This is a genomic window from Sphaerotilus sp., from assembly GCF_013299175.1.
In the GTDB taxonomy this organism is placed as follows: domain Bacteria; phylum Pseudomonadota; class Gammaproteobacteria; order Burkholderiales; family Burkholderiaceae_C; genus Sphaerotilus.
Genome location: NZ_JAAFKF010000026.1, coordinates 11,937 through 33,811 on the forward strand (window position 1 = coordinate 11,937; position 21,875 = coordinate 33,811).

The 21,875-nt window shown below is 69.4% G+C and carries 17 protein-coding genes; 1 reads left to right on the forward strand and 16 read right to left on the reverse strand.

The window, feature by feature from the left end; genetic code table 11:
• Position 1: 1 nt before the first annotated feature.
• From QZW52_RS06595 to QZW52_RS06660, 14 genes are all read right to left on the reverse strand, one after another.
• Positions 2-619, reverse strand: a complete 618-nt coding sequence (locus QZW52_RS06595) for a hypothetical protein (protein WP_293996550.1) — start codon at positions 617-619, stop codon at positions 2-4.
• A complete protein-coding gene (locus tag QZW52_RS06600) occupies positions 616-1,170 on the reverse strand; it encodes a hypothetical protein (protein WP_293996552.1) in 555 nt (184 codons plus the stop codon). The genes QZW52_RS06595 and QZW52_RS06600 overlap by 4 nt, the downstream gene beginning before the upstream one ends.
• A complete protein-coding gene (locus QZW52_RS06605; RefSeq protein WP_293996554.1) occupies positions 1,167-1,766 on the reverse strand; it encodes a hypothetical protein in 600 nt (199 codons plus the stop codon). Before QZW52_RS06605 ends, QZW52_RS06600 begins: the two co-directional genes overlap by 4 nt.
• The gene (locus tag QZW52_RS06610; protein ID WP_293996556.1) at positions 1,767-2,594 is read right to left on the reverse strand and encodes a hypothetical protein; all 828 of its coding nucleotides are present in this window, start codon (positions 2,592-2,594) and stop codon (positions 1,767-1,769) included.
• Positions 2,572-4,284, reverse strand: a complete 1,713-nt coding sequence (locus QZW52_RS06615; protein ID WP_293996558.1) for a GspE/PulE family protein — start codon at positions 4,282-4,284, stop codon at positions 2,572-2,574. Before QZW52_RS06615 ends, QZW52_RS06610 begins: the two co-directional genes overlap by 23 nt.
• A 35-nt stretch (positions 4,285-4,319) precedes the next feature.
• Positions 4,320-5,426 carry a type II secretion system F family protein gene (locus QZW52_RS06620; protein WP_293996560.1) on the reverse strand — a complete coding sequence of 369 codons (1,107 nt, stop codon included), beginning with the start codon at positions 5,424-5,426 and terminating at the stop codon, positions 4,320-4,322.
• Between the two features lie 5 nt (positions 5,427-5,431).
• A complete protein-coding gene (gspG, locus tag QZW52_RS06625; protein ID WP_293996562.1) occupies positions 5,432-5,869 on the reverse strand; it encodes a type II secretion system major pseudopilin GspG in 438 nt (145 codons plus the stop codon).
• A gap of 241 nt (positions 5,870-6,110) precedes the next feature.
• A complete protein-coding gene (locus tag QZW52_RS06630; RefSeq protein WP_293996564.1) occupies positions 6,111-8,588 on the reverse strand; it encodes a glycogen/starch/alpha-glucan phosphorylase in 2,478 nt (825 codons plus the stop codon).
• A gap of 38 nt (positions 8,589-8,626) precedes the next feature.
• Positions 8,627-10,090, reverse strand: a complete 1,464-nt coding sequence (gene glgA / locus QZW52_RS06635; protein ID WP_293996566.1) for a glycogen synthase GlgA — start codon at positions 10,088-10,090, stop codon at positions 8,627-8,629.
• Positions 10,091-10,105: 15 nt separating this feature from the next.
• A complete protein-coding gene (gene glgC / locus QZW52_RS06640; RefSeq protein ID WP_293996568.1) occupies positions 10,106-11,380 on the reverse strand; it encodes a glucose-1-phosphate adenylyltransferase in 1,275 nt (424 codons plus the stop codon).
• A 70-nt stretch (positions 11,381-11,450) separates the two neighbouring features.
• Positions 11,451-13,109 (reverse strand): alpha-D-glucose phosphate-specific phosphoglucomutase, encoded by a 1,659-nt coding sequence (locus QZW52_RS06645; protein ID WP_293996570.1) that lies wholly within the window; start codon positions 13,107-13,109, stop codon positions 11,451-11,453.
• Between the two features lie 37 nt (positions 13,110-13,146).
• Entirely contained in the window at positions 13,147-15,246 is a 2,100-nt protein-coding gene (glgX, locus tag QZW52_RS06650) for a glycogen debranching protein GlgX (RefSeq protein ID WP_293996572.1), read from the reverse strand.
• Positions 15,246-17,558, reverse strand: a complete 2,313-nt coding sequence (gene glgB, locus QZW52_RS06655; RefSeq protein WP_434738285.1) for a 1,4-alpha-glucan branching protein GlgB — start codon at positions 17,556-17,558, stop codon at positions 15,246-15,248. The genes glgX and glgB overlap by 1 nt, the downstream gene beginning before the upstream one ends.
• A gap of 3 nt (positions 17,559-17,561) precedes the next feature.
• On the reverse strand, positions 17,562-19,253 hold the full coding sequence (locus QZW52_RS06660) for an alpha-glucosidase family protein (RefSeq protein ID WP_293996574.1): 1,692 nt from the start codon (positions 19,251-19,253) through the stop codon (positions 17,562-17,564).
• Positions 19,254-19,382: 129 nt separating this feature from the next.
• Between QZW52_RS06660 and QZW52_RS06665 the strand changes: the two genes are divergently transcribed.
• Positions 19,383-20,540: a GNAT family N-acetyltransferase gene (locus QZW52_RS06665; RefSeq protein WP_293996576.1), complete on the forward strand. Its 1,158-nt coding sequence runs from the start codon at positions 19,383-19,385 to the stop codon at positions 20,538-20,540.
• 10 nt (positions 20,541-20,550) lie between these two features.
• Here the strand turns inward: QZW52_RS06665 and QZW52_RS06670 are convergent, their stop codons facing one another.
• Both QZW52_RS06670 and QZW52_RS06675 read right to left on the reverse strand, forming a co-directional pair.
• Entirely contained in the window at positions 20,551-20,769 is a 219-nt protein-coding gene (locus QZW52_RS06670) for a hypothetical protein (RefSeq protein ID WP_293996578.1), read from the reverse strand.
• Positions 20,770-20,900: 131 nt separating this feature from the next.
• Positions 20,901-21,872 (reverse strand): DMT family transporter, encoded by a 972-nt coding sequence (locus QZW52_RS06675; protein WP_293996580.1) that lies wholly within the window; start codon positions 21,870-21,872, stop codon positions 20,901-20,903.
• Positions 21,873-21,875: the final 3 nt, after the last annotated feature.

Below are 21,875 nucleotides of genomic sequence, written 5' to 3' on the forward strand. Positions count from 1 at the left end.
GTCAGTGTCCATCGGTGGCGGCGGCAGTGGCCAAGGTGAGAGGCAGGCGGTCGCTGACCCGCTCGAAGCGCAGCGCCTGGGCCTGGATGGCGGTCAGGCGCCACCCCCCATCGAGTGCCTCGCCCGGCCGCGCGATCAGCAGTTGCTCGCCGAACAACAGGAACGCCCGCGCGTCGCCTCCCTGCGGATCGGCGATCTGGCCGAGGTAGCGGTAGGGCAAGGCAGGTGGAGCCGGGGGCGGGGGCGGCGAGAGCGCGGGGGGCGGGAGTTCGCCCACGGCGGCCGTGGCAGCGGGTCCGGGCCGCGGCGGCGGGGTGGGCCTTGGAGGGCGTGGTGCGGCACGGGCGGCGAATGGATCGGCAGGATCGGTGGCGTCGGGTGCCGTCTGCCAACCCGTGCGCTGCGGCAAGCCGGGGACGGACTCGGCTACAGCGGCAGTATCCGCATCCGCCATCGGATGCGGAGGTGGCACCCGCGACCCTGGCCGGCGCACCGCCGCAGCGGCAGCCACGGGTTCTGGCGTCGCGCCGTCCAGGCGCCACGCCGCCAGCGCCGCGAGCACCACCGCCACGCCCAGCAGCGGAGCCAGCCGGTGGCGTGGAGGAAACAACGGGGTCATGGTGCCAGCTCCCGGAAGTACAAGCTCCAGCGCACGGTGGCCTGCAGGCCCGTGCGCTCGCCGCTGGGGCGCTCGATCTGCAGGCTGTCCAGCCCCGTGTACGGCGACTGCCCGAGCACCTGCCCGATGTGGCGCCGGATCTGCGCATAGCTGCCCGACACCGGCAGCGTCACCCGCAGCCGCACCAGCCCCGGCGTGACCGACTCCAGCGCATAGTCGCTGGCGCCGATCACCAGCCCGGCGGCTTCGGCGGCGTTGACCAGCCGGGCGGTGTGCTGGGGCCGCTGCCGGGTGTCGGGCAGGCTGGCGAGCCAGGCGTCCCGCGGGTCAGCGGCGGGTCTGGGTGGCGCGGGCGGCGTCAGGTGGGCGGTGGCGGCGCTGCGGACCTGGTGCGCCACCCGCTCGGCCCGCACACCGGCCACGCTCCACGCAGCGGCGAGCGCGACCGCCCCGACCGCCGCCGGCCAACCCAGCCGCCGCCCGGCGTGCCAACGCAGCCAGCGCAGCCAACGCGCTGCAGGCAGTCCCACGGACAACATGGCGCGGCTCATCGGACACCTCCTCGGTGCAACGCAGTACGGACCTGTGGGCGCCACGCAGCGGTGAGCGTGAACTCCACCGCCGTGGCTGCCACGGGGCGCGGTGGTGCGGAGGCGGCGTCCACGGACTCCACCGGGTCGGCGCGGCGCTGGTGGTGGGTCAGCAGCACCTGGCTGAGCCGCGGATCGGTGTCCAGCGCGCCCGCATAGGCCAGCACCGCCGCCAGCGTGCGCGCCTCGCCCGTCAACCGGACCAGCCCGCTGCGCGCATCCGGCTCCAGCCGCAGCACGGTGACTTGTTGCCCCGCCCGCGTCTCGAACACACGCAGCAGGTCTTCCCACGGCGCAGCGAGATCCGCGACCACAGCGTCCACCAGCGGTCGCGGCACGGTCATCGGCACCGCCGGAGCGCCCTTCGGACTGGCGGCGGGCACGACCACCGGCGCAGGCACCGGGGTTGCCATCTGGACCGCGGACGGTGTCGCCGCCAGCGCGGTCGCCCGCCAGAGTCCCCACCCTTGCCACGCCAGCGCAAGCACCCCGGCCCCCAGCAAGGCCCAGCCCAGCGGACGCGCCGGTGCCCGGCCTGAAAAATCGATGTCGATCATCTAGCGCGCGCCTCCGGTGTCACCGACCACGCCCGCCCCTAGCCGCGGCGGCAGCATCACCCAGCCGGTGTCGCGTGCAGCGCCGCCGAGGGCCGTGGTCTGCCGGGCCGATTCGGGTTGGAGAAAACCTGTGCGTCCGCCGGCTGCCGTGCCGCGGTGGGCCACTGGTCGCACCGCCGATGCCGCCGATGGCCACGCCGCTGGCGGCCCGGCGTAGGCCGACAGGCGCTGGAACAAGGTGTCCCGGTCGCGCCAGTCGAGGTGCTCCCACTCCACCGCCACCAGCCGCCCCCGCTCGAAACCCAGCAAACTGACCCCGCGTTCACGCACCAGCGCCACCGTGTGGACCTCGCGGGGCAAGTGCGCCTGCACCGCCCGCAGATCGTCCAGCACCGCCACCCCCACCCGCCGCGCCTCGATCCCGTGGTGCATCAGCGCGTCCAGCGCGTGGTCGAGCGCCGCGATGTCCACGGCGGCGGCCAGCCAGGCGTGGCCGTGGTCGAGCAGGCTGACCTCCACCTGCCGGTCATCGGTGCGTCCGCCCAGCACCTGGGCCAGCAGCGCCGCCGCACACGCCCGCGCCTGCGCCTCGGTCTGGGCCTGTTCCGCTTCGGCATCGACCACGCACAGGTGCAGCAAGTCCTCGCCCAGCAGCACCCGCGCCCGCCGTGGCAGCGTGTGGCCCTGCGCCACCAGCGCGCCCAGCGCCGCGTGGATGGCGGTCGCCCCCGTGCCCTCGACCACATGGACCACGCCCTGCGGCAGGCACACCTCGCAGTGCTGCGCGCCCAGGCGCACCAGCAGCTCACTCCTCCAGCGCAGTGACACGGTTGGCCTCTTCCAGTGTGGTGGTGCCGGCGCGCACGGCGTCCAGGGCCGCGTCGCGCAGGGAGTTGAGCTGGCGGGCGCGGGCGGCTTCGCGCAGCACGGAGGGGCTGGCGCGCTCGGCGATCAGGCTTTTGAGGCCCACGTCGAGCGTCAGCATCTGCGAGACGGTGCTGCGTCCGCGGTAGCCGGTGCCGCGGCAGTGGACGCAGCCGCGCCCGCGCAGGAACCGCCAGCCCGCCGTGTCCGCTGGCAACTCGCTCAGGGCGATCAACTCGTCATCCGGCGGGGCGGGCTCGGCGCATTCGGTGCAGACCTTGCGGATGAGCCGCTGCGCGAGAACGCCGTTGAGCGCCGAGACGAGGTTGTACGGATCCACACCCATCGTCGAAAGGCGACCGATCACGTCGAAGACGTTGTTGGCGTGGACGGTGGCGAAGACCTGGTGGCCGGTCAGCGCGGCTTGCACGGCGATCTGCGCCGTCTCCGCGTCGCGCATCTCGCCGACCATGATCTTGTCCGGGTCGTGGCGCAGGATGGAGCGCAGGCCGCGGGCGAAGCTCAGGCCCTTGGCCTCGTTGACGGGGATCTGCAGCACGCCGGACAGTTGGTACTCCACCGGATCTTCGATGGTGACGATCTTGTCCTGCCCGGTGTTGATCTCCGAGAGCATGGCGTAGAGCGTGGTGGTCTTGCCGCTGCCGGTCGGGCCGGTGACGAGGAACAGGCCGTGCGGCATCCGCGCCATCTTCGCGATGAAGCGCCGCTGCGCCGGTGCAAAGCCGAGGTGGTCGAGGTTGAGCCGGTCGTCGGCAGCGAGCTGGTAACGGTCGAGGATGCGCAGCACGGCGTCTTCCCCGTGCAGGCTGGGCATGACCGAGACGCGGACATCGACGGTGCGGTCGGCCGTGCGCAGGCGCAGGCGGCCATCCTGCGGCAAGCGCCGCTCGGTGATGTCCAGGTTGGCCAGCACCTTCAGGCGCGAAATCACCCGCGCCGCATGGTCCTGCCCGTCGAGCTTGACGATGCCCTGCAGCACGCCGTCCAGCCGGTAGCGCACGGCCAGTCCCTGCGAACCAGTTTCGAGGTGGATGTCGCTGGCGCGGGCCTTGAGCGCGTCGTAGAGCGTGCTGTTGACGAAGCGCACGACGGGGCTGTCGTCGGTGCTGATGTCGGCCAGGGACAGCTCCAGCGCCTCGCTGCCGTCCTGGGTGCTCTCGCCTTGGGCCAGGTTGTCGTCGGCCTGCACGTCCAGGGCGCGCAAGTCCCGCTCCAGGCGGCCGTAAAACGCCTGCAGCTCGTGGGCATCGCCCACGCACCACTGCGTGGGTGGATGGCCGAGCGTGCGCAGGCGGCCGTCCAGCCAGAGCCGCGTGGTCCGGTCGAAGGGGTCGGCCAGGACGATCACGCGCCCGTGGCTCGGGTGCCGCAGCGCCAGGCACAGCCGCCGCTGCCCGTCTGCAAACGGCACCAGCCGGGCATCGACGGCCGCCGTGTCCCAGTCGGCCATGGCGCTCCAGGGCATGCCGCTGCGCTGGCACAGCCAGGCGCGGCGGGCGGCATCGTCTGCGGCAAGGGCACCGTCGGGCGCCTCCTGTGCCCAGCGGGCAGCGAGCCGCTCCAGCACGGGCTGCGCGCTGGCGGGCGGGTTGGCCGAGGTCGGCGGTGTGGGCGGGACAGTCGTCAAGGACATGGTGTGCGTCTGGGTCACAGTCACTGGATCACTGGTCACTGGATGCTGGCGGCGAGCTGGAAGATCGGCAGGTACATCAGCACGACGATCCCCCCGATCACGAGTCCGATGACCAGCATCACGACCGGCTCGATCAGGCGCCCGGCGCGTTCGAGCTGGCGCTCCAGGTGGTGTTCATGCACGTCGGCCAGCCGGTCGAGCGCGAGGTCGAGTGCGCCGGTCTGCTCGGCCACGCGCAGCACCTGCAGCCCCAGCCGGTCGAGCAGGCCGAATTCGAACAGGCTGGCGGCCAGCGGCGCGCCGTCCGTGGCCGCCCGGATCGCGCGGTCCAGCCGCCCCCGGTCAGCCGGCACCAGCAGCTCGCGGCTCATCGTCAGCGCCCGCAAGGCCGGAATGCCCGAGCGCACCAGCATCGCCGCCGTCCGCGTGGTCTGGCCGAGTCCGTAGAGGCGCACCAGGCGGGTGAGTCCGGGCAGGCGGGTGGCCAGACGGGTCCATTGTTCGGTCAGCGTGCCGGCCCGGCTGGCGCGCACGGTGGCGAGCGTGCCGACCACCACCACGGCAGCCAGCGTCAGCCACACCAGTGGCTGGTGGGCATACAGCGCCTTGCCGAGCCAGATCAACGCGAGCGACAGGCCCGGCAGCGCCTGCTGGCTGTTGTCGAGCACCAGGGCGAACCGCGGCACGACATAGGCCAGCAGAAACAGCACCACCGCCCCCGCCACCACGATCAGCAGCGCCGGATACACCAGCGCCGACACCAGCTTGCTGCGCATCTGGCGCAGGCGGGTGGCGTTGGTGGCGAACCGCAGCAGGCTCTCGTCCAGATCGCCCGTGACCTCGCTGGCCTTCACGCAGGCCAGCAGCCCGGGGCTGAACCGCCCGCTGGCCGCCATCGCTGCCGCCAGTGCCTCGCCCGACTCCAGCCGCAGCACCAGCGTGGCCAGCACCGTGGCCGCTGCCCCCGTTGCCTGTTCGCGGAAGGTCTCCAGCGCATCCATCACGCCCAGCCCTGAACGCAGCATCAAGCTCAGGTCGCGGGCGAATTGCTCCTCGTCCAGCGACCCACCAGGGCGGGCATCCGGCCGGCCCGCCACCGCGGTCTGGCGGCGCTGGCGCGGTGTCGTGTGCGAAGCCACCATGCGCGTCACCAGGAGGTCACGTCAGCGGCTTCGCCCTGTCCGCCAGGCTGGCCGTCTGACCCGGTGCTCGACAGGTCAAAGTCGCCGTGCTGACCCGGTGCCTGGTAGAGATACGCACGGCCCCACGGATCGGCTGGGATGTCGCGCTTCAGATACGGGCCTTGCCATTTGCCCGCCCATGCCCCGGCTGGCATGGCGCGCAGTGCAACCAGTCCCTGCTCGGTCGTCGGGTATTGACCCACGTCCAGCCGGTATTGATCGAGGGCTTGAGAAAACGCCTCGATTTGCGCTTTTGCCACTTTGGAATTGCTTTTGCCGAGTTGGGAAAAATACTGCGGTGCCACGATGCTGGCCAGTAAACCGATGATGACCATCACCACCAGCAGCTCCAGCAGCGTGAATCCCCTGGCAGTGCGTTGCACGCGAGACTGTGGGCCGGACATGCATAACTCCTTGTCGCATTTGCTTTTCTTAACTTCTTATTACCCGTGAATATGACACGCACTGACGCCATGAGAAACCCCTTGGAGCCAGTGGCTGCGGGTTTTACCTTGGTACTGGAGTGGTTTTTTTGAACACCTGCGGATCCGTTATTGAAAATTCAAAAAATAATGAAAAAAACAATGCCGCAAAAACAAAAAGCCGTGCGGAGCACGGCTTGGGCGGGCAAGGGCAGTACCAGGGCTAGATCGGGGGCTTTTCCAGCAGCACCGGTCGGGAGTGCCAGATGCCGTGCGCGTACTCGGCGATGGTGCGGTCGGACGAGAACGCACCCATGCCCGCGATGTTCAGCACGGCCCGGCGCGACCACTCGTCGGCGTTGCGGTAGAGCGTATCGACCCGGTCCTGCGTCGCGATGTAGTCGGCGTAGTCGGCCAGCAGCAGGTAATGGTCGCCCCAGTTCACCAGCGCGTCGAAAATCGCCTGGAAGCGTGCCGGCTCGGACGGGCTGAACACGCCGTTGCGGATCGCGTCCAGCGTGGCGCGCAGCTCGCCATCGGTTTCGTAGTACGTGCGCGGGTCGTAGCCCTCGGCGCGGAGTTCGGCCACCTGCGGCGTGGTGTTGCCGAAGAGGAAGAAATTCTCCGCCCCCACCTGCTCGCACATCTCGACGTTGGCGCCATCCAGCGTGCCGATGGTCAGCGCGCCGTTGAGGGCGAATTTCATGTTGCCGGTGCCGGACGCCTCGGTGCCGGCCGTGGAGATCTGCTCCGAGAGATCCGCCGCCGGGATGATGACCTCGGCCAGACTCACGCTGTAGTTCGGGATGAACACCACCTTCAACCGACCGCCAACGCGCGGGTCGTTGTTGACCGTGGCGGCCACGTCGTTGATGAGCTTGATGATGAGCTTGGCCTGGTGGTAGGCCGAGGCCGCCTTGCCCGCGAACACGACGACCCGCGGCACCCACTGCGCATCCGGGTTCGCCAGGATGCGCTGGTAGCGGGTGATGACGTGCAGCACGTTGAGGAGCTGGCGCTTGTACTCGTGGATGCGCTTGACCTGCACGTCGAACAGCGCATCCGGGTTCAGGTCCACGCCCAGTTGCTTGAGCACCAGCCGGGCCAGCCGCTCCTTGTTCTGGCGCTTGACCTTGCGCACGGCCCCCAGGAAACCGGGCAGCTCGATCGCGTGGCGCAGCCCTTCCAGTTGGTCAAGCTGGCGCCGCCAGCCGCGCCCGAGCCGCTGGTCGAGCAGCGCAGCCAAGCCCGGATTGGCCTGCGCCAGCCAGCGGCGCGGGGTCACGCCGTTGGTCTTGTTGTTGAAGCGTTCCGGCCAGAGCTGGGCGAAATCGGCAAAGATCGACTCCGTCATCAACTGCGAGTGCAGCGCCGAGACGCCGTTGACCGAGTGGCTCGCCACGACCGCGAGGTAAGCCATGCGCACACGGCGCCCGCCCTCCTCGTCGATGAGCGACAACTTGCGCAGCAGCTCGGGCTGGTGGCCGTGCTGGGCGCTGACATCGCCGAGGAAGTGCGCGTTGATGTCGAAAATGATGCGCAGGTGCCGCGGCAGGACGCGCTCGAACATCGCCACCGGCCACGTCTCCAGCGCCTCGTGCATCAGTGTGTGGTTGGTGTAGCTGAACACCTTCTGGCACAGCGCCCACGCCTGCAGCCACGGCACGCGGTGTTCGTCCACCAGCAGCCGCATCAGCTCCGGAATCGCCAGCACCGGGTGCGTGTCGTTCATGTGGACGCTGACCTTGTCGGGCAGCGCCTCGAAGCCGGTGTGCGTGCGCAGATAGCGCCGCACGAGATCCTGCAGGCTGGCGGAGACGAAGAAATACTCCTGCCGCAGCCGCAGCTCCCGCCCCGACGGAGTGGAGTCGTCCGGGTAGAGCACCCGCGAGACATTCTCGGAGTGGTTCTTGCCCTCGACCGCGCCGAAGTAGTTGCCCTGGTTGAAGGCGCGCAGGTTCATCTCCTCGGTGGCCTTGGCGGACCACAGCCGCAGCGTGTTGGTCGCCTCGGTGCCGTAGCCGGGGATGATGGTGTCGTAGGCCATCGCCAGCACGTCGTCGGTGCCGACCCAGCGCACCGTCTCGCCGTGCTGCTCCAGTTGACCGCCGAAGCGCACACGGTACTGCACCTCGGGGCGCGGGAACTCCCACGGGTTGCCGGTGGTGAGCCAGTAATCGGGCGCCTCGACCTGCCGACCTTCGACGATCTGCTGGCGGAACATGCCGTAGTCGTAGCGGATGCCGTAGCCGAAGCCGGGGACACCCAGCGTCGCCATCGAATCGAGGAAACACGCGGCCAGCCGCCCCAGACCGCCGTTGCCGAGCGCGGCGTCCGGCTCCAGATCGAAGAGCTGGTCGGTGTCGATGTTGACATCCAGCTCCGCCAGCGCCTGCCGGATCGTGGGCATCAGCTCCAGCGCGAGGATGGCGTTGGAGAAGGTGCGCCCGATCAGGAACTCCATCGAGAGGTAGTAGACGCGCTTCACGTCCTGCGCGTACTGGGCGCGCGTCGTCTTCATCCAGCGTTCGACGAGGTGGTCGCGCACGGCGTAGGACACCGCGTGCAGCCAGTCCTGCGGCAGCGCCGAAACCGGGTCTTTGCCCACGCTGTACATCAGCTTGTTGGAGATCGCGCGCTTGAAGGCACCGACATCGCGGGCGAGGTGGTCGTACTGGTGTTCGAACTGGGTGAGGTCCATGGTCGGATCGGAATCGAAATCAGAATCGGGATCAAGAATCAGGCAACGGCGTGGTACAGCGCCTCGTACTGGGCGGCTGCAGCGTCCCAGTCGAAGGACTGCCGCATCGCCCGGTCGCGCACCAAGGCCCAGTCGGCCGGGCGGCGGTGCAAGGCCAGGGCGCGGGCGGCGGCGGCTTGCAGCGCGTCGGCGGTGAAGGCGTCGAAGACGAAGCCGGTGGCGGTGGTGTCGAGGGTGTCGAGCTGCGTGTCCGCGACGGTGTCGGCCAGACCGCCCACGCGGCGCACGATGGGCAGCGTCCCATAGGCCAGCCCGTAGAGCTGCGTCAGGCCGCACGGCTCGAAGCGCGAGGGCACGAGGATGGCGTCGCTGCCGGCGATGAGGCGGTGCGCGAACGGCTCGTCATAGCCCAGGCGGACGGCGATCGACGCGGGCTGCGCGGCGGCGGCGTCGCGGAAGGCGGCTTCCATCCAGGCATCGCCGCTGCCGAGCATGGCGAATTGCCAGCCCTGCGCGACCAATCCCGGCAGCGCCTGCAGGACGAGGTGCAAGCCCTTCTGCTCCGTCAGGCGGCTGACGATGCAGACGATGGGCCGCGCCGGATCGACCGCCAGCCCCAGCGACTGCTGCAGCGCGGCCTTGCACACGGCCTTGCCCGAGAGGTCATCGCGGTCGTAGCAGGCCGGCAGCAGCGCATCGACCGCCGGACTCCACACCGCGCCATCGACCCCGTTGAGGATGCCCGACAGGTCCGCCGCCCGCGTGCGCAGCAGGCCGTCTAGTCCGCAGCCCTGCTCCGCGCCCTGGATCTCGCGGGCGTAGGTGGGGCTGACGGTGGTGAGGCGGTCGGCGTGGTAGAGACCGCCCTTCATGAAACTGAGCTGACCGTGGAACTCGACCCCCTCGACCCCCCAGAACTGCGCCGGCAGGCCCAGATCGGGGAAATGGTGGGCGGCAAAACAGCCTTGGTACGCCAGGTTGTGGACCGTGAACACGCTGCCGGCCAGGTGCTGGTGGCGGGCCTGCTGGGCGGCGCGCAGGTAGACCGGCGCCAGTCCGGCGTGCCAGTCGTGGGCGTGCAGGACAGCGGGGCTCCAGTACGGGTCCATGCCCTGCGCGAGTTCCGCCGCCACCCAGCCCAGCAGGCCGAAGCGGAGGTGGTTGTCGCCATACGCTTGCTGCTGGGCATCGGCGTAGGGGCCACCCGGCCGGGCGTAGAACCCCGGCGCGTCGATCACGTAGGCATCGACATCCGCCGCCGGCAGCCGCCCGAACAGCAGCCGCGCCCGGCCCGCCCCCCAGGACAGCCCCGCAGGCGGATACAGATCGCAGACGACGACAGTGCTCTCCAGCCCGGCCAGGATGGCGCCAAAACCGGGCAGCAGCACCCGGACCTCGTGGCCCCGCGCCCGCAGTGCCGGTGGCAGCGCCCCGGCGACATCGGCCAGCCCGCCCGTCTTGAGCAGCGGGAAGATTTCGGCACAGACTTGAAGAACACGCATCGTCTCGATTCCCGGTCAGGGTTGCAGGTCGGCCAGCATCTTGCGCGTGACCAGCACGACGCCGTTCTCGGTGCGGAAAAACCGCTGCGCATCCAGCACCGGGTCTTCGCCGATCACCAGCCCGTCCGGCACCTTGCAGCGCCGATCGACCACCACCTTGCTCAGGCGGCAGCCGCGGCCGATCTGCACGTCCGGCAGCACCACGGCTTCATTGATCTCGCTGTACGAACGCACCAGCACGTTCGAGAACAACACCGAGTTGCGCACCGTTGCGCCAGAAACGATGCAACCGCCGGAAACCAGGCTGTTGATCGCCTGCCCCGTGCGGCCGGCTTCCTCATGCACGAACTTGGCGGGCGGGAGCTGTTCCTGGTAGGTCCAGATCGGCCAGTCCTTGTCGTACATGTTGAGTTCGGGCGTGGTCGTGGCCAGATCGAGATTGGCTGCCCAGTAGGCATCGACCGTGCCGACATCGCGCCAGTACGCCCGCGAGTACGGCGGCTCGGCCACCGCCGACATCGAGAACGGATGCGCCAGCGCCTGCTGCTCCGACACGGCGCGCGGGATCAGGTTCTTGCCGAAGTCGTGCTCGGAGTTCGGGTCGTTGGCGTCGTCTTCCAGCAGCTTGTAGAGGTAGTCGGCCGTGAAGACATAGATGCCCATGCTGGCGAGCGACACGTCCGGGTTGCCCGGCATCGGCGGCGGATCGGACGGCTTCTCGACGAACTCGATGATCGAGCGGTGTTCGTCGATCGCCATCACGCCGAAGCCCTTGGCCTCTTCGCGCGACACCTCGATGCAGCCGACCGTGACCCCGCGACCGCTGGCGGCATGGTCGGCCAGCATGATCGAGTAGTCCATCTTGTAGATGTGGTCGCCCGCCAGCACGACGATGTAATCGGGCGGGGTCGAGTTGCGGATGATGTCCAGGTTCTGGTAGATGGCGTCGGCCGTGCCGCGGTACCAGTGTTCTTCGGTCAGGCGCTGCTGGGCGGGCAGCAGATCGACGAACTCGCCCATCTCGTTGCGCAGGAAGCTCCAGCCGCGCTGCAGGTGGCGCAGCAGCGAGTGGGACTTGTACTGCGTGATGACGCCAATGCGGCGCATCCCGGAGTTCATGCAGTTCGACAGCGCGAAGTCGATGATGCGGAACTTGCCGCCGAAGTGGACGGCGGGCTTGGCGCGGCGGTCGGTCAAGTCCTTCAGACGCGATCCGCGCCCGCCGGCCAGGACGAGGGCGAGGGTGCGGCGGGTGAGCGTGCGGCTGGCGGCCAGTGGGGTGGTGTCCATGAAAGATGTCTCCTGTTGTTGGTGGCGGTCGGCAAAAATCGGCAGAGTCGGGCCGGTGGGAAACAATACCTCAGGTGATGACGGTCGGAGCGGCTTGGCCACTCAGGCTGCGGATGCTGGCCACGCGGTCAGCCAGCGTGATGAGATCGGCCAGCGCGTCTTGTGGCGGCAGGTCGTGGCGGGCAGGATCGGCTTCAAAGCGTTCGAGGTAGACGCGCAGGGTGGCGCCTTCCGTGCCCGTGCCCGAGAGACGGAACACGACACGCGCCCCGCCCGCGAACAGCAGCCGCACCCCCTGGCGCGTCGAGACCGAGCCGTCCACCGGGTCGGTGTAGGCGAAGTCGTCGGCGGTTTCCAGCGTCAGCGCGCCGAAGGACTGTCCCGCCAGCGCCGGCAGTTGTGCCCGCAGCGCGGTCATCAAGGTGTCGGCACGGTCGGTCGGGATGCCTTCCCAGTCGTGGCGCGAGTAGTAGTGGCGGCCAAAACGCGCCCAATGCCCGCGCACCAGCGACTCGACCGATTCGCCCGTCACCGCCAGCAGGTTGAGCCAGAACAGCACGGCCCACAGCCCGTCCTTTTCGCGGACATGGTTCGAGCCGGTGCCGTAGCTTTCCTCGCCGCACAGGGTGACGCGGTCGGCGTCGAGCAGGTTGCCGAAGAATTTCCAGCCGGTCGGCGTCTCGTGGCTCGGGATGCCCAGCGCCTTGGCAACAGCGTCCGCGGCGCAGGAGGTTGGCATCGAGCGGGCGATGCCTTTCAGTCCGGCGGCGTAGCCCGGCACCTTCGTGGCGTGCGCGGCCATCACCGCCAGGCTGTCCGACGGCGTGACCACGAAATCGCGGCCGAGGATCATGTTGCGGTCGGCGTCGCCATCGGAGGCGGCACCGAAGTCGGGGGCTGCGGCGCCGGTCATGGCCGCGATCAGCTCGGTGGCGTGCGCCGGGTTCGGGTCCGGGTGGTGGCCACCGAAGTCCTCCAGCGGCTCGCCGTTGACCACCGTGCCGGCCGGTGCGCCCAGCAGCCCTTCGAGCACGGCCTTGGCATACGGCCCGCCTGCGGCGCACATCGTGTCCATCCGCATCCGGTGGCCGGCCGCGAACCAGCCGCGCATCGCCTCGAAGTCGAACAGCGTCTGCATCAGGTCGGCGTACAGCGCCACCGAGTCGATCACCTCCACGGCCATGCCCGCCGGGCCGCCCAGCGTGGTGGTGCCGAGGGTGTCCAGGTCGAGGTCTGCGCTGTCGGCCGTGGCCGTGGTCTGGTAGGCGGTGATCTCGGTGGTGCGCTGGTAGATCGCTTCGGTGATCTTCTCGGGCGCGGGGCCACCGTTGCCGATGTTGTACTTGATGCCGAAGTCACCGTCCGGGCCACCGGGGTTGTGGCTGGCCGAGAGGATGATGCCGCCAAAGGCCGCGCGCTTGCGGATCACGGCGCTGGCCGCGGGCGTCGAGAGCAGCCCGCCCTGCCCGACCAGCACCCGGCCGAAGCCGTTGGCCGCCGCCATGCGCAGGATGGTCTGGACCGCCACCCGGTTGTGGAAGCGCCCGTCGCCGCCGAGCACCAGCGTCTGCGCGGCGCGCTGGTCCGCGTCCGGGAGGATGTCGAACAGCGACTGCACGAAGTTTTCCAGGTAGTGCGGCTGCTGGAAGACCGTGACCTTCTTGCGCAGACCGGAGGTGCCGGGTCGCTGGCCCGCAAAGGGCTGGGTGGGGACGGTCAGTGCGGACATGGAACGGGTCTCCTCGTGTGGGCTTCGGGGTTCAGGGTCAATCTTCGATCAGGACCAGCACGCTGCGCGCCGGCAGCAACGCCGTGCCGACCGGGTGGGCGGCGGGCGCACCGGCCGGGTGGCGGCTGTCGAACACGGTCTTCCAAGCGGTCGGGCCGGGCCAGGACACCGGGCGGTCCTGAGACTGCGGGTTGAAAGCGAGCAGAACGGCCGGCCCTTGCGCCGCCTGCAAGCGGACCAGCAAGGCGCGGTCGTCCTGCTGCGCCCAGTCGTGGCCGGCGAGCGGGCGGCCGTCCGGGTGCCACCAGACCACGTCGGTGCAGCCCGTGGTGGTGTCCGGCGCGCCGCGCAGCCATTCGCCGATGCGCAGCGCCGGCAGCTCCCGCCGCAGGGCGAGCAGGCGCTGCACCGTGGCGAGCAGGTCGCCGTCGCGGCCGGGCCAGTCCAGCCACGAAATGGCGTTGTCCTGGCAGTAGGCGTTGTTGTTGCCCTGCTGGCTGTGGCCCAGCTCATCCCCGGCCAGCAGCATCGGCGTGCCCTGCGACAGCAGCAGCGTGGCCAGCAAGGCCCGCTGCAAGCGCCGACGCAGCGCCTGCACGGCAGCGTCCGCGGTCTCGCCCTCCACGCCGCAGTTCCAACTGCTGTTGTGGTGGTGGCCGTCGCGGTTGTGCTCGCCGTTGGCGTGGTTGTGCTTGTGGTCGTAGGTGACGAGGTCGCGCAGCGTGAAGCCGTCGTGGGCGGTGATGAAGTTGACGCTGGCGGTGGGCTGGCGGCGGTCGTGGTGGAACTGGGCGCTGGAGCCAGCGAAGCGGTGCGCGAACACGCCGCGGTCGCCCGCCCCGCGCAGCCACCAGGCGCGCAGGGTGTCGCGGTACTGGTCGTTCCATTCCAGCCAGCCCGGAGGAAAGCCGCCAAGCTGGTAGCCGCCGGAGCCGATGTCCCACGGCTCCGCGATCAGCTTGGTGCGCGACAGCACCGGGTCGGATTGCAGCGCCGCGAAGAAGCCCGCGTCCGCACTGAACCGCCCGTCGCGCCCACGGGCCAGCACCGGCGCCAGATCGAAACGGAATCCGTCCACGCCGTAGTGCTGCACCCAGTGCCGCAGCGAACCGAGCACCAGCTCCACCACGCGCGGCTCGGCCAGGTTCAGGCAGTTGCCGCAGCCGGTCCAGTTCACGTACTGGTCACGCCGTCCGGTGCCGTGCGGATCGAGGTGGTAGTAGCGGGCGTTCGCCAGACCGCGCATCGACAGCGTGGGGCCATGTTCGTCGGTCTCGGCGGTGTGGTTGAACACGACATCGAGCACCACCTCCAGCCCCGCCGCATGGGCCGCGCGCACCATCTCGCGGCACTCGGATTCGGCGCTGGTGCCGGGCGTGCCGCTCCAGTAGCGCGGCTCCGGCGCCAGAAACGCGATGCTCGAATAGCCCCAGTGGTTGCTCAGGCCCTGCTGCTGCAGACGGGCTTCGTCGGCGCGGGCGTGGACAGGCAGCAGGCTCAGGCTCGTCACGCCCAGTCCGCGCCAGTGGTCGAGCATGGCCGGATGCGCCATCGCCGCGTAGCTCCCGCGCAGCGCGGCGGGAATGTCCGGGTGCCGCATCGTCGTGGAGCGGACGTGCAGCTCGCACAGCACGGTGCGGTCGGCGCTGTGGTGCGGGCGTTCCGCGTCGTTCACGACCGGCGCGGGCGGCAGCACACGGGCCTTGAGCGCCACGGCGGCGTTGTCGCGGGTGTCGGGTTGCGTCGGATCGGCTTCGCTGTGGCCCTGGTACAGACCGAGATCGGCATCGGGTGTGCCGCCGTAACGCCCGACCACGGCCCGCGCCCACGGATCGAGCAGCACCTTGGCCGGGTTGAACCGGTGCCCCTGCGCGAGATCCCACGGCCCATGCGCCCGCAGCCCGTACACCCGCCCCGCCGCCGCACCGATGAGCAGGCCATGCCACACGCCATCGGTGCAGACCGGTAGGTCATGCCGCGCCAGCTCCTGCGTGCCGTCCGGATCGAACAGGCACAGCTCCAGCCGCGTGGCATCCGGCGCCCACACGGCGAAGTTCACGCCCTGCGACACCACCTCGGCCCCTAGCGGCCACGGTGATCCCGACGCCAGCCGCTGCCCCTGCATCGACACGGACATCAATCGCACACCAGCATCAGCGTGGCCAGCGGCGGCAGCGTGACCGTGATCGACTGCTCCTGCCCGTGCCACGCGATCGGCTCGCTGTGCATCAGGCCGTTGCCCACGCCCGAGCCGCCGTAGACGCTCAGGTCGGTGTTGATCAGCTCGCGCCAGACACCCGCAGTCGGCACGCCGATGCGCCAGCCGCGGTGGACCACCGGCGTCAGGCTGCTGATGACCACGACGCGCTGCCCGTTGGCCGCCCGGCGCTCGAACACCAGCACCGAATGTTCGGCATCGCTGTGGTTGATCCACGCGAACCCGTCGGCGCTGACATCGCGCTGGTGCAGCGCAGGGTAGTGGCGCAGCACGGCGTTGAGGTCGCGCACCAGCCGCTGCACGCCGCTGTGCAGGGGCCGCTCCAGCAGGTGCCACGGCAGGCTGGCGTCGGCGTTCCACTCGGTGTTCTGGCCGAACTCGCAGCCCATGAACAGCAGCTTCTTGCCGGGGTGTCCCCACATGAAGCCGTAGTAGGCACGCAGGTTGGCGAACTTCTGCCACTCGTCGCCGGGCATCTTCTGCAGCAGCGATCCCTTGCCATGCACCACCTCGTCGTGCGAGAGCGGCAGCAGGAAGTTCTCGCTGAACGCGTACATCAGCGAGAAGCGGATCTGGTCGTGGTGGTACTTGCGGTACAGCGGATCACACGCGAAGTAGCTCAGCGTGTCGTTCATCCAGCCCATGTTCCACTTGAAATGGAAACCCAGGCCACCGGACTGCAGATCCGGCGACGGCGGGCGCGTCACCATCGGGAAGGCGGTCGATTCCTCGGCCACGGTCATCGCTTCAGGGCGCTGGGTGCCGACGATGTGGTTCACGCGGCGCAGGAACTCGATGGCTTCGAGGTTCTCGCGCCCGCCGTCCTTGTTCGGAATCCACTCGCCGTGCTTGCGGCTGTAGTCGCGGTACAGCATCGAGGCCACCGCGTCCACGCGCAGCCCGTCGATGCCGAACCGCTCGATCCAGTACAGCGCGTTGCCCACGAGGTAGTTGCGCACCTCCGCCCGGCCGAAGTTGTAGATCAGCGTGTTCCAGTCCTGGTGGAAGCCTTCGCGCGGATCGGCGTGTTCGTACAGGTGCGTGCCGTCGAAGTTCGCCAGACCGAAGGCATCGGTCGGGAAATGCGCCGGCACCCAGTCGAGGATCACGCCCAGCCCGGCCTCGTGCGCGGCATCGACGAAGGCGCGGAAATCCCACGGCGTGCCGAAGCGCGAGGTCGGCGCGTACAGGCCCGTCGGCTGGTAGCCCCAGGAGCCGTCGAACGGGTGTTCGTGGATCGGCAGCAGCTCGATGTGCGTGAAGCCCATGTCGCGCACGTAGGGGACCAACTGTTCGGCGAGTTCGCGGTAGGTCAGCCACTCGGTGCCGCCCGTGCCCTGGCCATCGTCCTTGCGCTTCCAGGAGCCGAGGTGGACTTCGTAGACCGAGATGGGCGCATCCAGGGCATTGGCCCGCTGGCGCTGTTCGCTGATGGCCACGCCGGGGAGCAGGCGCTGCACGACCGAAGCGGTCTGCGGCCGGATTTCGGCGCGGAAGGCGAAGGGATCGGCCTTGGAATGCACCGCGCCGTCGGCCCCGAGCATCTCGAACTTGTAGAGATCGCCCTCGCCCACCTGCGGCACGAAGACTTCCCACACGCCGCATTCGTGCCGCAGCCGCATCATGTGGCGGCGGCCGTCCCACTGGTTGAAGTTGCCGACCACCGACACCCGCCGCGCACTCGGCGCCCAGACGGCGAAGCGCGTGCCGGCCACGCCGTCCACGGTGTTCAGGTGCGCGCCGAGCCACTCGTAGGGGCGGTGGTGCGTGCCTTCGGCGAGGAGGTAGATGTCGGCTTCGGTGATGAGCGCAGGGAAGCGGTAGGGGTCTTCCAGCTCGGTGGTGTGCGCGGGCTGGCCGTCATGGGCGCGCCATTGCACCCGCAGGCGGTAGGCAAAGGGATTGCGCCGGCGCGGGATGGCCCCGGTGAACAGATCACTGCCGTCCTGCCGCGTCAGCTCGCACAGGCAGCGGTCCAGCACATCGAGCAGCTCCACCCGCTCCGCCATCGGCAACAGCGCCCGCGCCACCAGCGCCGTGCCGGTGTGGTGCATCCCGAGCACGGCGAACGGATCGCCATGGTCGGCGCGCATCAACGCCGCCAGCGTGTCGGCATCGACGCGGCCAATGTCCGGGGGCGCCTGGAACCCAGCGGGGGTGGACGCCTTGGCGACGGCCTTGCGGGCGGGCGACTTGGCGGCGGTGGTCTTGGGTGTGGTCTTGCTCGGCATGGTTCAGTGCTCGTGGCTGGACGACTGCAGACACAGTGCGCCGAAGGGGGACAGGGTGATCCGCGCGGTGTCCGTGTCGAGACGGGCGCCGGTCAGCGGAGCGTGGGGGGCAATGCAGGCACCGTGCCAGCCGTCGGGCACCGGGAGCGTGGCGGCGGTGGCACTGAAATTGAATGCGAACAGCAGCCGTTCGGCGCCAGGCTCGTCCGGCAAGCGGCGCTCGAACACAAGCACGTCGTCGGCGTCCGTGTCCAGGAAGCGCAGCGCGCCCGCCCGGACCACCGCCGACCCCCGGCGCCACGCCAGCAGCGCACGGGTGGCGTGCAGCAGCGAATCCGCATCGGCCTCCTGCACATCGACCGCCAGCGCCCGCTGCGCCGCCGACACCGGCAGCCACGGCTCGACCGGCGAAAACCCGCCCTGCGCATCGGCAGCCACCCACGGCATCGGCGTGCGGCAACCGTCGCGGCCCTTGAATTCCGGCCAGAACGCCATGCCGTAGGGATCTTGCAGCCGCTCGAAGGGCACGTCCGCTTCCGGCAGGCCCAGCTCTTCGCCCTGGTACAGACACACGCTGCCCCGCAGGCTGAGCAGCATGGACAGCAGCATCCGGGCCTGCCGTGGGTCTGCCTGTCCGTCCACCGACCAGCGCGTGGCAATGCGCGGCACGTCGTGGTTGGACAGCGCCCAGCAGCCCCAGCCGCCGGTGCGGGCGATCTCCTGCTCCAGTGCCTCGACTTCGCCGCGCAGGTGGGCGGGCGAGCTGCGGCTGGTCAGCAGGCTGAAGCTGTAGGCCATGTGCAGGCGTTTGCCGGCCTCGGTGTAGTCGGCCATGATCGGCGGGGCGTGTTCGTCGCCGACTTCGCCGATGCTGGCCGCGCCAAATGCGTCGAGCACGCCACGCAGCCGCTCCAGGAACACGAGGTTCTCGGGCTGGCTCTTGTCGAAGAGGTGGCGCTGCATCGCATACGGGTTGTCGGCGCGCACGGTGCTCACGTCGCCACCGTCGGCCGCCGGGTTGTCGCGCAGCAGAGCGTCATGCACCTGGTGGTTGCAGGCGTCGAAGCGGAAGCCGTCCACGCCCTTCTCGCACCAGAACCGCACCTCCCCCAGCACGGCGTCCTGCACGGCGGGGTTGTGGAAGTTCAGGTCGGGCTGCGAGGTGAGGAAGCTATGGAGGTAGTACTGCCGGCGCCGCGTGTCCCACTGCCAGGCCGAGCCGCCGAAGACGCTGAGCCAGTTGTTGGGGGGCGTGCCGTCCGGCTTCGCATCGGACCAGACGTACCAGTCGTGTTTCGGGTTGTCGCGGCTGAGGCGGCTTTCCTGGAACCAGGCGTGCTGGTCGGAGGTGTGGGACAGCACCTGGTCGATCATCACGCGCAGGCCCAGTTGGTGGGCGCGGGCCAGCAGCGCATCGAAATCCGCCAGCGTGCCGAACAGCGGATCGACATCGCGGTAGTCCGACACGTCGTAGCCGAAGTCCTTCATCGGACTCTTGAAAAACGGCGAGATCCAGATGGCGTCCACACCGAGCGCAGCGACGTGGTCGAGCCGGTCGGTGATGCCGGGCAGGTCGCCGACACCGTCGGCGTTGCTGTCCTGGAAACTGCGGGGGTAGATCTGGTAGATGACGGCGCCGCGCCACCAGTCAAGCGGTGGCGTGGCTGGTGTGGACGGCGGTACGGCAGGTGTCATTTTTTCCATCATGCACACCATCTTGCCATGTAACTTCACCGAAACCCATCGGCGCAGCCCCCTGTCTTTGACGGCATCCGGTGCGCGTGGCGGCGTTCAAGTTCAGGGTGTTTTGGTCGATGTCCTGCCATGGCAGCGAACCGTCCAGACCCCGCGTGGCATTTTTCCGTCCTGTGCGGACGCCCAGGATTCGAGATCCTGCGTCCACGCTGGCAGGCTCTGGTCGATCGCCTGCCGCGCAGCACCTATCTGCAGCAACCGGGCTGGATCGGCAGCTACCTGGACACACTGGCTGGACAGCAGGAGACACTGCACTTCGTCACTGCAAGCCGTGGCGGCGTGCTCGGTGGCGTGCTGGTGTTGTCGCAGCCCACAGGACTGCGCCGCTGGCTGGCACCGGAGTTGCGGATGGTGTCCGGAGAGCACATGGTGCTGGCCGATCTGGTGGCCGATGCGCAGGAGACCACGCTGTGGCCGTCGATGCTGGACTGGCTGGGGCGACAGCGGGCGCTGGGCTGGGCCGTGATGCGGCTACCGGCCGTGTGCGCCGGCTCGGTGCTCGGGCAAGCCCTGCAGGCGCCGCTGCCACAGGGCTGCCAGCGCGTTCCCCGCACCCACTCGGCCTGGCTCGATTGCAGCCGGGATGCGGACCATGCGCTGGCGGATGTGTCGAAATCCTTCCGCCAGAACCTCAACCGCCTCCAGCGCCGCGCCCACGCCATGGGCACGCTCTGCGACCAGGTGGCCACCCAGCCCGGCGAGCTGGAGCCGGCGCTGGAGCAGCTCCTCCGCGTCGAGTCATCCGGCTGGAAAAAAGAGCAAGGCACGGCGATCGCGCTGGACCCAGCCCTCGTCGCGTTCTACCACCGGCTGGTGCGGGTGTTCGGCGCCCAGGGAAGCTGTCGCATCTACCTGCTGACGCTCGACGACACGGTGATCGCGGCCCAGTTCGGGTTGGTCAGTGACCGGCAGTTGAACTTGCTCAAGATCGGCTACGGCCAGGCACACGCCAGCATCGCCCCCGGCCACCTGCTCATGCGCCACACCATCGATCGGGTGTGTGTCGATCCGGCGCTCGACCGGCTGAGCTTTGTCACCCATCCGGCCTGGTCGCATCTCTGGAAACCACGGCTCACACCGGTCGAGAGCGTCCATCTGTTTGCGCCGACGCTGACGGGTCGGCTGGCTCAGGCGGCGTCGGGCTGGGTGCAGGCGCGGCGCTTGCGCGGAGCGGGCCTGGGTGACACACCGGCCGGCCACCGCGTGCCCGGCTTGGCGCAAGCCTGATCGCCTGCAGTCAGTCCTGGTCCTGCTCCATGCCGTCGAGTCCGGCATCGATGCTGCGGTCGTACAGCTCCAGATCACTGAGCGCATGCGGGATCAACGGCTTGTCGAGCGGGCGGCAGATCCGGCGCTGCAGGTGCTGCAGCCGCTCGGAGCATTCCATGGCGGCCAGAACGTCCTGTGCATCGATCATCAGGGCGAAGGGGTGGCTGGCGTGCTGTTGAGCGTTCATCGGGTTCTCCAGCGATCCGGACAGGATCGATGAAGCCACTGTAGGGATGCACCGTCCCCGTGCCCATTGGAGGACGGACAAAACCAGTGTCGGAATCCGGCTGACAGGGGCGTCGGCTCGTCACCACCCGTTCAAGGGGGTGGCGATGACACCGGCTCGGGCCGGATCCGCACGCCCCACAACACCCCCGCCACCAGCAAACCGATGCCGAGCACGGTGGTCGCGTCCGGCCGGTCGCCACGCAGCAGCAGCGCATAGGCCAGCGCCGCGAGCGTCTCGAACACGATGAGCTGCCCCACCAGCGCCGTCGGCAGGCGCTGGCTGGCGGCGTTCCAGCAGAGCGTGCCGAGCCAGGAGGCCAGCAGCCCGACCGCCAGCATCAGCAGCACAAAACGCTGTGGCGTGGGTCCGAACGGCATCGACAGCGCCTCCAGTCCACCTCCCCCCAAGCCCTGCCAGACCCACAGCGCGCCATAGCCCAGCGCAGCCAGCGGCAGGGTCATCAGTCCTTGCGCCGTGGCCCAGGTGCGCGGACTGCGGTCGGTGTGGGCACGCAGCCAGTCGGCATTGCGCATCGGATACCACGTCCAGCACGCCACGGCCCCCACCGCCAGCAGCACGCCGCTCCCGTAGCGCATGGCGTCGAAGTGGTCCTGCTGGCGCAGGTGCTGAAGCTCCACCTGGTTCACGCAGGCGATTCCGGCAGCGATCAGCCCCAGGGAGGGCAGCAGCTTGTGCCAAGGCAGGCGCCCGTCACGCCGTGCATCGCGCAGGTTGGAGCTGACCGCGATCACCACCGGCAACGTGCCGATCACCATGGTCGGCAATGGCCCGCCAGCCCGCTGGATGGCCGCAGCCAGACACAGGTAATACAACAGGTTGCCAATGGCCGAGAGTTTGAGCGCCTCCTGCCAGTCGTCGGCCGAGAACTGCTGCAGCCGCTTCCGGTCCAGCCAGCCCAACGGCAGCGCGATCAGCCCGAAAGCCAGATAGCGCCCGCACGACAGCAGCGCCGCCGGGTACGCGGGCAACAGCAGCGGCGTGACAAACACCAAGCCCCAGACCAGCCCCGCGGCCAGCGCGAAGACGATCCCGAGCGTCACGGC

What these genes read in the sequence shown, in the direction of transcription:
- QZW52_RS06595 (WP_293996550.1), bottom strand. Translation starts at nt 619, where the DNA reads ATGACCCCGTTGTTTCCTCCACGCCACCGGCTGGCTCCGCTGCTGGGC.
- QZW52_RS06600 (WP_293996552.1), bottom strand. Translation starts at nt 1,170, where the DNA reads ATGAGCCGCGCCATGTTGTCCGTGGGACTGCCTGCAGCGCGTTGGCTG.
- QZW52_RS06605 (WP_293996554.1), bottom strand. Translation starts at nt 1,766, where the DNA reads ATGATCGACATCGATTTTTCAGGCCGGGCACCGGCGCGTCCGCTGGGC.
- QZW52_RS06615 (WP_293996558.1), bottom strand. Translation starts at nt 4,284, where the DNA reads ATGTCCTTGACGACTGTCCCGCCCACACCGCCGACCTCGGCCAACCCG.
- QZW52_RS06620 (WP_293996560.1), bottom strand. Translation starts at nt 5,426, where the DNA reads ATGGTGGCTTCGCACACGACACCGCGCCAGCGCCGCCAGACCGCGGTG.
- gspG (WP_293996562.1), bottom strand. Translation starts at nt 5,869, where the DNA reads ATGTCCGGCCCACAGTCTCGCGTGCAACGCACTGCCAGGGGATTCACG.
- QZW52_RS06630 (WP_293996564.1), bottom strand. Translation starts at nt 8,588, where the DNA reads ATGGACCTCACCCAGTTCGAACACCAGTACGACCACCTCGCCCGCGAT.
- glgA (WP_293996566.1), bottom strand. Translation starts at nt 10,090, where the DNA reads ATGCGTGTTCTTCAAGTCTGTGCCGAAATCTTCCCGCTGCTCAAGACG.
- glgC (WP_293996568.1), bottom strand. Translation starts at nt 11,380, where the DNA reads ATGGACACCACCCCACTGGCCGCCAGCCGCACGCTCACCCGCCGCACC.
- QZW52_RS06645 (WP_293996570.1), bottom strand. Translation starts at nt 13,109, where the DNA reads ATGTCCGCACTGACCGTCCCCACCCAGCCCTTTGCGGGCCAGCGACCC.
- glgX (WP_293996572.1), bottom strand. Translation starts at nt 15,246, where the DNA reads ATGTCCGTGTCGATGCAGGGGCAGCGGCTGGCGTCGGGATCACCGTGG.
- glgB (WP_434738285.1), bottom strand. Translation starts at nt 17,558, where the DNA reads ATGCCGAGCAAGACCACACCCAAGACCACCGCCGCCAAGTCGCCCGCC.
- QZW52_RS06660 (WP_293996574.1), bottom strand. Translation starts at nt 19,253, where the DNA reads ATGACACCTGCCGTACCGCCGTCCACACCAGCCACGCCACCGCTTGAC.
- QZW52_RS06665 (WP_293996576.1), top strand. Translation starts at nt 19,383, where the DNA reads ATGGCAGCGAACCGTCCAGACCCCGCGTGGCATTTTTCCGTCCTGTGC.
- QZW52_RS06670 (WP_293996578.1), bottom strand. Translation starts at nt 20,769, where the DNA reads ATGAACGCTCAACAGCACGCCAGCCACCCCTTCGCCCTGATGATCGAT.